The 11,507-nt window shown below is 67.0% G+C and carries 3 protein-coding genes; 2 read left to right on the top strand and 1 reads right to left on the bottom strand.

Annotation, left to right across the window (positions count from 1 at the left end):
- Positions 1–7,885 (bottom strand): type I polyketide synthase (locus tag A5697_RS05410; protein WP_068008633.1); only part of this gene is annotated, 7,885 nt, incomplete at its 3' end.
- A gap of 330 nt (positions 7,886–8,215) precedes the next feature.
- Between A5697_RS05410 and A5697_RS05405 the strand changes: the two genes are divergently transcribed.
- On the top strand, positions 8,216–9,637 hold the full coding sequence (locus tag A5697_RS05405) for a condensation domain-containing protein (RefSeq protein ID WP_067944278.1): 1,422 nt from the start codon (positions 8,216–8,218) through the stop codon (positions 9,635–9,637).
- 76 nt (positions 9,638–9,713) lie between these two features.
- Positions 9,714–11,507, top strand: a 1,794-nt coding sequence (locus A5697_RS05400; RefSeq protein ID WP_156673168.1) for an MMPL family transporter, incomplete at its 3' end; no start/stop codon positions are given.

The raw sequence follows: 11,507 nt of genomic DNA, 5'->3' as shown, positions 1-11,507 counted from the left end.
CCTCACCTTCGCCCACCCAAAGCGATTTCAGGGATGTCGACCAGGTGGGTCCCCACGCCAGCTCCATGTCGGCGAAGGTGTCGAACAGCTGCTGCGGACGGGTGCGGTTCAACCGCTCGATCGCCGCCTCGACAGGTTCCGCCGAGTCAACGTCCGGCTCTTCGCCGACACCGGGGAGGACGGCGCCGTCGGCGTTCAGCGCCCACTCGGCATCGCGGACGCCGAAGGGGCGACTGTGCACTTGGAAGGTCCAGCCACCGCGGTCCTCGGAGGGATGCAATGTCAGCTGCACCTCACGAGATTGCTTGTCGGGCAGAATGATCGGCTCGTAGAAGAAGACGTCTCGCACGTGAGCCGGGGTTCCCACCGCCGCGAGGGCCATCGCCGCATACGTCGCGCCCGGAACGACGACGGTGCCATAAATGACGTGATGGGACAGCCACGGCTGCGACTTGACGGACAACCGGCTGGTATAGACGACGTCACCCGAGGCGAGGTCCTTTTCCGCGCCCAAGATGGCGGATACCGCGCCGCCCTGAGCCTCGTTGCCCGCCACCCCGGACGCCTTGGGCCAGAAGTGACGGCGCTGGAACGGATAGGTGGGCAGGTCGAGCCTGCGGCGTGGGAGTCGGTCCAGGGCGGCGAACTCGGGCCGATGCCCGGCGACATACGCGGCGGCGAGCGCTTCGGCCATCTGGCGCCGGGCGCCAGCGCCCTTGCGGAGGGAAACGATCGCCCGCGGTGCCGGCGTGTGTTCCGGCCAGACCTGCACCGCGGCCGCGGTCAGAATCGGCTGCGGTCCGATCTCCATCAACACCGAGCACCCCAGCGCCGCCAGCGTGCGGACGCTTTCCGTGAACTGCACCGGTTGGCGAGAATGCCGCCGCCAGTATCGCGCGTCCAGCGCGGTTTCCGCCGTGAGCACGGCGCCGGTGCGGTTGCAAACCAGCGGCCGTGTCGGGATGGCGAACTGCAGCCGCGCCGCATACGACTCGAATTCGTCGAGCGCCGGCTCCAGCAGCTCCGAGTGGAATGCGTGGCTGGTGTCCAGCCAGGTGCAGCGGATCCCGTCATCGCTGAAGACCGCGACGATCCTTTCCAGATCGGCGCCCGGGCCCGACAGCACGGTGTTGCGGCCGTTGTAGGCGGCGACCGAAACGCCGGCGGACTGCTTGGCGGCGTTCTCCACCTCCTCGGCGTCGGCGAACACCGCCACCATTCGGCCGCCCTCGGGCAGACTGCCGAAGAGCCGGCCGCGTTCGGCCATCAACCGTGCCCCGTCCTCGAGACTGAACACCTCGGCCACGCACGCCGCCGCGTACTGGCCGACGCTGTGCCCAAGCACCACATCGGGTTCGATGCCCCACGACTGCCACAACCGGGCCAGGCCCATCTCGACGGCGAAGAGCGCCGGCTGAGCAAAGGAGGTGTGCCGCAACGCGTCTCCCCCGCTGCCCCGGTCGGCGTCGAACACCACCTCCAGCAGCGGGCGCGGCAGTAGACCGTCGACCGCCTCCGCGCACCTCGTCACCGTTTCGGCGAATACCGGCTCCGCGTCGAACAATTCGCGAGCCATCCCCGGGTACTGGCTGCCCTGCCCCGTGAAGAGCCACGCCGACTTCGGCGGGTCGGCACACTCGCCGCGCAGCACACCCGGTCGCACCCGGCTCTCGGCCAATTCGGCCAATACGTCACGGGCTCCCTTGACGGAATCGACGACCAGCGCGGCGCGGTGTTCGAAATGCGAACGGCCCACCCCGGCCGTGAAGCACACGTCGGCGATGTCGACCTCGGGATGTGCGTCCAGCCACGTGCCGTAGCGCTGCGCCAACGCCGCCAACGCCTGCGGCGAGCGTGCCGACAAGGGAAGCACGCCGATCCGGTCATCCGAGGCGCCCGGCTCCGGCGCCATCGCATCACCGTCCGGCGGGTCGCCGGCCACCGCTTGCGCAGGTGCCTCCTCGATCAGCACATGGGCGTTCGTGCCGGTGAACCCGAACGAGCTCACTCCCGCCCGGCGGGGCCTGCCGTTGGCCTGCCAGGGGATCGCCCTGTCGACGACCCGCACCGGCAAGGAGTCCCACGGAATATGCGGCGACGGATTCTGGAAATGCAGGTTCTGCGGCAATAGCTCGTGCTGCAGAGACAACACCACCTTGATCAAACCCGCGACCCCAGCGGCCGACTCGAGGTGACCGAGGTTCGTCTTCGCCGATCCAATGAGCAAGGGCCGGTTCGGGTCACGGCCGTCGCCGTAGACGGCCGCGGCGGCCTGCACCTCGATCGGGTCACCCAGCGAGGTACCCGTCCCGTGCGCCTCGAGGTAGTCGATGTCTTTACCGGCAACACCGGCACGACTGAGGGCCGCGGCGATAAGCCGTTGCTGCGCACCCCCGTTCGGTACCGTCAAACCGCTGGAGGCGCCGTCCTGATTGACCGCGCTGCCCCGGATGACCGCGCAGATGCGGTCGCCGCTGCGCTGCGCATCGCTCAGCCTCTTGAGCACCAGAACGCCGCAACCTTCACTGCGCACATAGCCGTCGGCGGCGGCGTCGAAGGTCTTGCACCTTCCGTCCGGTGACAGCATCCGGGCGCGGGAGGCGGCGACGATCGAGGCGGGGCTCAGCAAGACGTTCACCCCGCCGGCCAGCGCGAGATCGCAGTCACCGGAGTGCAACGCCTGGCAGGCCTGATGGACGGCCACCAGCGAGGAGCTGCACGCGGTGTCCACCGCCACGGCCGGTCCTTCCAGCCCGAGCACGAAGGCCACCCGACCCGCGATGGCATTGAGCGCGTTGCCGGTGATGAAGTGAGCTTCGATGCTCTCGACGGAGTCCCGCGACAGCAGGTGGGAATATTCGTTGGCGGCCACGCCCACGAAGATGCCGCTTCGACTACCACGCAGGGCGGCAGGGGAATACCCCGCGCGTTCGAGGCCTTCCCAAGCGATCTCGAGCATCAACCGTTGCTGCGGGTCCATCCACAACGCCTCGCGCGGCGAGATACCGAAGAACTCCGGATCGAATTCGCCTATCCCGTCCAGGAATCCGCCGTTGCGGCTGTAGATCTTGCCCGGTGTCTCAGGATCCGGGTCGTAGTATTCGTCGATCTCGAAGCGGTCATCCGGGATCTCCCGGATCGCATCGACGGCACCAGACAGGACGTCCCAATACGTTTCGGGATCGGGCGAGGCCGGAAAGCGGCACGCCACCGCGACGATCGCGATCGGCTCGTCCGCGGACCCGGTCGACACCGCCGGCGGCTGGGCGGCCGCCTTGGCGGCCGCCTGCGCGGTGAGGCCGAGGACATCGGCGAGCAGATATTCCGCCACGTCGCTGACGCGCGGATAGTCCATCGCCAGGGTTGCCGGCAGTTCCTTGCCCACCGCATGTTCCACGCGGCGCCGCAATTCGACCGCCATCAGCGAATCCATGCCGAGGTCGAAGAATCCGGCCTCCTCGCGAATCTCCGCCGCGTCGATCCGCGTCACCTCGGCAACCACCTCGCGCAGGTAATCGACCAGGAGCTTCTTCCGCTGCTGCGCGGGGGCAACGGTGAGCTGCTCCACGAACCGCGTGGGCCCCGACGAAGGTTCCGGTGCCGTCACCGACTCGGGCACTTCGCGTCCGAGCTCCTCGAGGAAGGACCGCTTGCCCGCCTGCTGATAGAGCGGCAGGAAACGGGACCAGTCGATGCGAGCCACCACCCCTTGTGTCGCAGAAGCGACCATGAGCTCGGCCATTCCGGCCAGAGCGTCCGCGGGCGGCAATGTGCGGACCCCGCGTTGCTCGAGTCGCGCACGCGCGTCTTCGTCGGCCATGCCGGCCGTCCACGGACCGAAGTTGACGCTCACCGCAGCGACACCCTGCTCGCGGAGCCGCCACGACAATCCGTCCAGGAAGGCGTTGGCCGCGCCATAGGCGGTCTGGCCGAAGCTGCCCCACACCGAGGCGATCGAGGACGTGCTGAGGAAGAAGTCGAGCGGCAGGTCCGCAGCGGCTTCGCTCAAATGCCAAGCGCCCCAGACCTTTCCCGCGAACACGCGATCCACTTCGGCATCGTCCAACTGGCGCAGCGGCGTGTTTCCGATCTCCCCGGCGGCATGGACGATCCCGGCGAGCGGCGGTAGTTCTGCCTCCACGGTGGCCAGCAGGCGGGCAACGTCGTGCGGATCGGCGACATCGGCTGTGATGACCCGCGTTTGGCATCCGTACAGTTCGCGCACGGCATCGATGCGCCGTTGCACTGCATCGCTGGGCGAGCGCCGGCCCGTCAATACCAGATGCCCGGCACCGTGCGCGGCCAGGTATCCGGCGATTTCGAGTCCCACCGCGCCCAATCCACCGGTGACCAAATAGGTGGCGTCGGCACGCAACTCGAGCGGGGCCGCGATCGGCCGCCCTTCGCGCCGGCTCAGCCGGGCAACAAAGACACCTTCGCCCCGCAGCGCGACTTGGTCTTCGCCCCGCGGCGCCGCGGCCACCTGGGCGATCAACCGGGTCCACTCATCGGCAGTACCTTCGGACAGATCAGCCAGGCCGCCCCACAACTGCGGATGCTCCAGGGAAGCGGCGCGGCCGAACCCCCACAGACAGGACTGCGCGGGCCGTACGCTGTCGGCCGCGGTGACGCGTTGCGCGCCACGGGTTATCAGCCAGATGGGTGCGCGGATTTCGGCGGCGGCCGCGGCGCGGAAGAGGCGCCGCGTTCCACCCAGAACATGGTGTTGCATCCGCAACAAGGAGCGCATCGATGGCGCATTGCCCCGATCGAGGCCTGCGCAGTGCAGGATGCGTAGCGCCGATTGCTCTGCCGCAGCGGCGCGCAGCGTCGATTCGAGCCGTTCCTCGTCGGCGTCGGATACCGGGAGCCCGACGATCCGGAACGGCTGACCCTGCGCGGTCAGCGAGTCGACCAGCGGTGCGACCGCTTCGGCGTCATCGCCGATCAACAGCCAGGAGACGGTGTCGGCGCGCCCGGCCGCGGCAACCGACTTCTCCCAACGGATCTCGTACCGAGCGTCCGCGATGGACGTGGTTTCCCGCTGTTGATTGTGTTGTTGCGCAAGCCTGGTCAACACCTCGGCGGTCTGCCGGCTGGCGTTCGCACCGTCGATCAGCGCGGCAAGTTCCTCGATCCGGCCGTCCTCGAGGAGCCGGACGGCTTCGGTGCGCGTGGCATCGGTTTTCCCGGACGCCTGGCTGGGCGCAACGTCGGTGTCCCGGAACCAGTACCGGCGATGCTGGAACGGATACGTGGGCAGATCGAGCTTGCGCGTCGGCCCCTGCTGCAGACCGCCGAAGTCGGGCAGGTGACCGCCGGTGTAGGCGGTGGCGAGGGCCTCGATGATCTGGCGGTGGTCGCCGCCGTTTCGGCGCAACGACGCGATCGCCCGCGGCGGCGCCGCCGGGTCGGGCCACGCCCGCACCGCCGCGGCGGTGAGCACCGGTTGCGGACCCACCTCCAGCAGCATGGCGCAGCTGAGATCGGCCAGGGTGGCCACACTCTTGGCGAATTCGATCGGCTGGCGCGCATGGCGGCGCCAATACGGGCCATCGAGTTTCGCGTTCCGGCCGAGGGCGGCGCCCGTGCGGTTGCACACCAGAGTCCGTTGTGGTGAGCGGAATTCGAATCGGCCGGCGTACGACTCGAATTCATCGAGGGCCGGGTCCAGCAGCGCCGAATGGAACGCGTGGCTGGTGTCCAGCACCTCGCAGCGAACATTATCGGCGGTCAAGGTGGCCACCGCCCGGTCCAGATCCTCCGCGGGTCCCGACAGCACGGTATTGGCACCGTTGTAGGCGGCCACCGAGAGCCGCGGGAACTCGTCGGTGAAGCCCTCGACACGCTCCGCGTCGGCGAAAACCGCGACCATCCGACCGCCCGGCGGCAAACCGCCGAAGAGGCGGCCGCGTTCGGCGAGCAACAAAGCTCCGTCCTCGAGGCTGAACACGCCGGCGACGCATGCGGCGGCATACTGGCCGACGCTGTGACCAAGCACCACGTCGGGTTCCAGGCCCCACGACTGCCAGAGCCTCGCCAGGCCCATCTCCACGGCGAACAACGCGGGCTGGGCGTAGTTCGTCTGCCGGAGATCTTCCGAACCGGAGTCGAAAATGACGTCCAGCATTGGCTTTTCGAGCACGCTATCAACAACCTGCGCGCATCGGTTCATCGTTTCGGCGAACACCGGCTCGGTCTCGAACAACTCCCGGGCCATGCCGACGAACTGGCTGCCCTGACCCGGGAACAACCACGCCGTCTTCGGCCTGTCATCGGACGTTCCCCGCACCAAGCCCGGCGCGGGACGGTCGTCGGCGAGCGCCCCGAGCAGTTCGGCGGCGGACTCCGTCGAATTGACCACCAACGCGGCGCGGTGCTCGAAGTGGGCTCGTCCGACGCCCGCGGTGAAGCACAGTTCCGACAGGCTGGTTTCCGGGTGCGCGCTCAACCAACTGCGGTATCGCTCGGCGAGCTGCGCCAAGGCCGCGGGCGTGCGCGCCGACAGCGGCAGCACGCCGAACCTTCGGTCCTCGGTCGCGACGGGTCCCGCGGACACAGCGAGCTGGGGCGCTTCCTCGAGGATGACGTGCGCGTTGGTCCCGGAGAATCCGAACGAACTGACCCCCGCAACGCGGGGCCGCCCGTTGCGCTCCCAGCTGGTGGCCTCGTCCACCACCCGCACCGCAAGCCGATCCCACGGAATGTAGGGCGATGGATTCTCGAAGTTGAGGTGCTTCGGCAAGACCTGGTGCTCGAGCGACAGGACGACCTTGATGATCCCGGCGATCCCCGCGGCGGCTTCCAGATGCCCGATATTGGTTTTCACCGATCCGATCAGCAGCGGGCGAGCCGCATCGCGGCCCTCGCCGAGTACCGCGGCCGCGGCCTGGACTTCGATCGGGTCGCCCAGCGACGTCCCGGTGCCGTGCGCCTCCAGATATCCGACGTCGCAGGCTGAGACGCCGGACCGCTTCAACGCCTCGGCGATGACGCGCTGCTGGGCCACACCGTTCGGGACGGTCAATCCGCCCGACGCGCCGTCCTGATTCACCGCGCTGCCGCGGATCACGGCCCGAATCCGGTCACCGTCGCGGATCGCGTCGTCGAGCCGTTTCAGGACGACGACACCGCAACCCTCACCGCGCACGTAGCCGTCCGCGGCCGCGTCGAATGTCTTGCAGCGGCCATCCGGCGCGAGCATGTGCGCCCGCGAAAAGGTCATCATGGTGGCCGGGCTGAGCAGGACATTCGCACCGCCGGCCAGTGCGAGGTCACATTCCCCCAGCCGCAGCGCTTGGCAAGCCTGATGGACCGCCACCAACGACGAACTGCACGCGGTGTCGACCGTGACGGCCGGGCCCTGCAGCCCCAACCGGTAACTGATCCGGCCGGCCGCCGCGGCAGCCGCCGTCCCGATCGCCATGTAAGCGTCGATCGCGTCGTAGTTCAGCTCGTCCGAGACCATCGCCAGGTAGTCATGGGTGGATAGACCGATGAAAACCCCGGTGTTGGTATTCGCCAAAGCCGTTGGGGCCGTGCCCGAATGCTCCACCGCCTGCCAAGCCGTCTCCAGCAACAGCCGATGCTGCGGGTCCATCAGCATGACCTCACGCGCCGACACCCCGAAGAACGGCGCGTCGAACCCCACTACGTCGTCGACGAAGCCCGCCCGGCGGCTCACAATCTTTCCGGGCGCGTCGGCATCGGGGTCGAAGAATTCCTCGACACCCCAGCGGTCCCTGGGCACCTCTGACACCGCATCACGCCCGTGCCGCAGCACGTCCCAGAATTCCGACGCGTCGGCAGCACCCGGAACACGTGCTGCGTAGCCGACTATTGCGAAACCCGATGCCTTCTCTGCTGAAGCTTCGGCGGTTCCCATGCATCTGTCCTCTCGCATCGACCCGCGTAGGTAGATCCCCGGGGCCGGCCTCCGGCGACGGGTCCGTAGCTCCGGACCAAACCGAGTGACCCGACCACTGCACCACATGCCGACCCGATACGCAGGAGAATCGTTCCCCCCGCGGCGAGTAGTGTCGCCGGATGCCAGACTGCGTCCCACGCCGGGCCGCCCAACACCCTAGTCGGTAGCCCCACCCGTCGCTGAGCACCTCCGGCCCGGCATGTCGGGGACGGTGGGTGCCAGAGAAGCTATCTTGGTCTCGCCACCGGCCGGCCGGAACTGCAGGCCCTCCGGAACGAGGAGAAAACATTGCGCATCGGGAAAATCACCATCGGCTCAATCCGTGATTGGAGGCCGAGCCCAGGCGTTGTCATCTCCTGGCACCCGACGCCCGCCGCCCGCGAAAGGGCCCGGCTAGCGCCGGTCAGCCCGGTGCCCGTCAGCTACATGCAGAGCCAGCATCTTCGGGGTTATCACCGGCAAACGACCTCGGGTCTGGACTATTCACGGCAAATCATCGCGACCTGCGAAGTCCCCGGGCGGTGCGACATCTCCGCCATGAATGACGCGCTCAACGCTTATTTGCGCCGGCATGACACGTACCGCAGCTGGTTTGAACACACCGACGCCGGAGACATCATTCGGCATACCATCGACGATCCCGCCGATATCGAATTCGCGCCCACCGACCACGGCGAAATGGCCGTTGACGACTTGCACGACCATGTGGTGGCCACGCCCGATCCGCTGCAATGGGAGTGCTTCAGCTTCGGGATTATCCAAAACGAGAATCACTTCACCTTCTACGCGAGCATCGACCACGTCCACGGGGACGCGGCGCTGATCGGCATCACGATGGTGGAGTCGCACGCGATGTACATGGCGTTGACGGGTGGCGCCGGGCCCCTTGCGCTGCCCGCCGCCGGCAGCTTTGACGATTTCTGCGCCGAAGAGCGCCGGTACACGTCAGAATTGACCCTGGATTCCCCGCAGGTACGCGCGTGGATCGACTTCGCCGAGAATAACGATGGAAGCCTGCCGGAGTTCCCTTTGCCACTGGGTAATCCGTTGGAGCCCACCAAGAGTGAGATGATCACGGACACCCTGATGGACGCACAACAAACCGCGAGATTCGAAGCGGCGTGCTCGGCGGCGGGTGCGCGCTTCGTCGGCGGCTTGTTCGCCTGCCTCGCCCAGGTGGAGCACGAATTCACGGGTGCGACCACGTATTACGGACTCACCCCCAGAGATACACGAAAGACTTCGGACAACTTCATGACCCAGGGTTGGTTTACCGGCCTGGTTCCGATCACCGTGCCGATTGCCGCCGCGTCCTTTAGTGACGCCGCCTGGGCGGCGCAGAGTTCTTTTGACTCGGGACTGAACATGGCGAAAGTCCCGTACTACCGCGTGCTGGAATTGGCACCGTGGCTCAGCAGGCCCCGCCCTAACTTTCCCGTGACAAATTTCTTGCATGGGGATGCCGCTCCGATGAACGCAGTGCTCGCGGCAGCGGAGATGGGCTACACCAACAACATTGGGATCTACTCCGACGGAAGATATTCGTATCAGCTAACGATCTATACCTTCCGCTACGAGGAAGGCACCGTCATGGCGATAATGTTTCCAGACAACGCGGTCGCCCGAAAATCAGTCGCCCGGTATGTCGCAGCGATGAAGTCCGTATGCATGCGGGTCGCCGATAGCGGGCATTGGGGGCGCGTTGCCTAGCCGGGAGCAGTACGGTGGCTACTGATTTTCTCCGGGCTCGGCCTGCGCACGCGGCCGAGTGCGCAGAGAGGTCGATGTGCGACGGCTAGCTGATCTTGTGGTGCGTTGGCCCGGGGTCGTCATAGGGCTCTGGGTCCTGATCGCGGTCGCACTACCGCTGACGTTCCCGCCCCTGAACCAGATGGCGCAGAAGCACCCGCTCGCGATGCTGCCGAGCGGCGCGCCCTCGAGCGTGGCCGCCCGGAAGATGACCGAGGCGTTTCACGAGTCGGGCGCCGAAAACCTGCTGCTGGTGGTCCTCGCGGATGAAAAAGGCCTTGGGCCCGCCGACGAAGCCACCTACCACAAGCTGGTGACCGCCCTGCACGACGACCGGCGAGACGTGCTGATGTTGCAGGATTTCGTCAGCACGCCGCCCTTGCGTCCGGTGGTGACCAGCAAGGACCGCAAATCCTGGGTGCTGCCGGTCGGCCTCGCGGGCGAATTGGGCACGCCAAAGTCTTATGCCGCCTACCTCCGCGTTGCCGACATCGTCAAACACAACGTCGCCGGATCCCCGTTGACCGCGAACCTGACCGGACCCGCGGCCACCGTCAGCGACCTCACCATCGCGGGCGAGCGGGATCGCCTTCCGATCGAACTTGCGATCGCCGCCCTGGTGCTGGTCGTCCTGCTGGTGGTCTACCGCAACCCACTCACCATGCTGCTGCCGCTGCTCGCCATCGGGGCGTCGATGGTGATTGCGCAGGCCGTCGTCGCCGGCATCTCGGAGATCGGCGGCCTGGGCGTTTCGAACCAGTCCATCGTCTTCTTGAGTGCAATCATCGCCGGCGCGGGAACCGACTACGCGGTCTTCCTCATCAGCCGCTACCACGACTATCTGCGGCGGGGGGCGGACTTCGACGAAGCCGTGCGGCGAGCGCTCAGCTCGATCGGAAAAGTGATCGCCGCATCGGCGGCCACGGTCGGAATCACCTTTCTTGGAATAAGTTTCGCTCGGATGGGCGTGTTCTCCACGGTGGGTGTCTCGTCGGCCATCGGGATCGGTGTCGCCTTCCTCGCGGCGATGACCTTGCTGCCCGCCATCCTGGTGGTGGCCGGGCCACGCGGCTGGGTCAAGCCCCCACGCGAACTGACCGCCCGGTTCTGGCGACGTTCGGGGATACGCATCGTGCGCCGGCCCAGGGTTCATCTGGTGGCCAGCGTGCTGGTGCTGATCATCCTCGCCAGCTGTGCGGGCTTGGTGCGCTACAACTACGACGACCGCAAGGCCCTGCCGTCCTCGGCGCCGAGTTCGATCGGGTATGCCGCGCTGGATCGCCACTTCCCGGTCAATCAGTCCATTCCCGAATACATCCTTATCCAGTCACCGCACGACCTGCGTACGCCGCGGGCGCTTGCGGATCTGGAGCAGATGGCCGACCGAGTTAGCCAACTGCCGAACATCGCCGCGGTCAGCGGCGTGACCCGCCCGGCGGGCACGGTGCCGGAACAGTTCAGGGCCACCTACCAGGCCGGCGCTATCGGCGCTCGCCTGGGCGCCGGTTCGGCCCTGATCAGCGATCACGCCGATGATCTCAACCGACTGCTCGCCGGGGCCAACACCCTGGCCGACAACCTCGGCGATGTGCGGGGCCAGGTCAACCAGATGGTCGCCGGGATGCAAGGCCTGACAGAGGCTTTCACTTCGATGAGGACCCAATACGGCGGCGAAGTTGATGCCGATGGTATGGCCGAGGGAGTTGATGCTGCTGACGAGCTTGGCGGCGGTGACGACCTCCTTGACCAACTTGTCGCCGCCGTATTGGGTCCTCATCGAAGTGAAAGCCTCTGTCAGGCCTTGCATCCCGGCGACCATCTGGTTGACCTG

Source organism: Mycobacterium sp. E3251 (genome assembly GCF_001666835.1).
In the GTDB taxonomy this organism is placed as follows: Bacteria; Actinomycetota; Actinomycetes; order Mycobacteriales; family Mycobacteriaceae; genus Mycobacterium.
The sequence above is the reverse complement of the archived record's forward strand: the minus strand, read 5'-3'. Positions and strand labels throughout refer to the sequence as shown.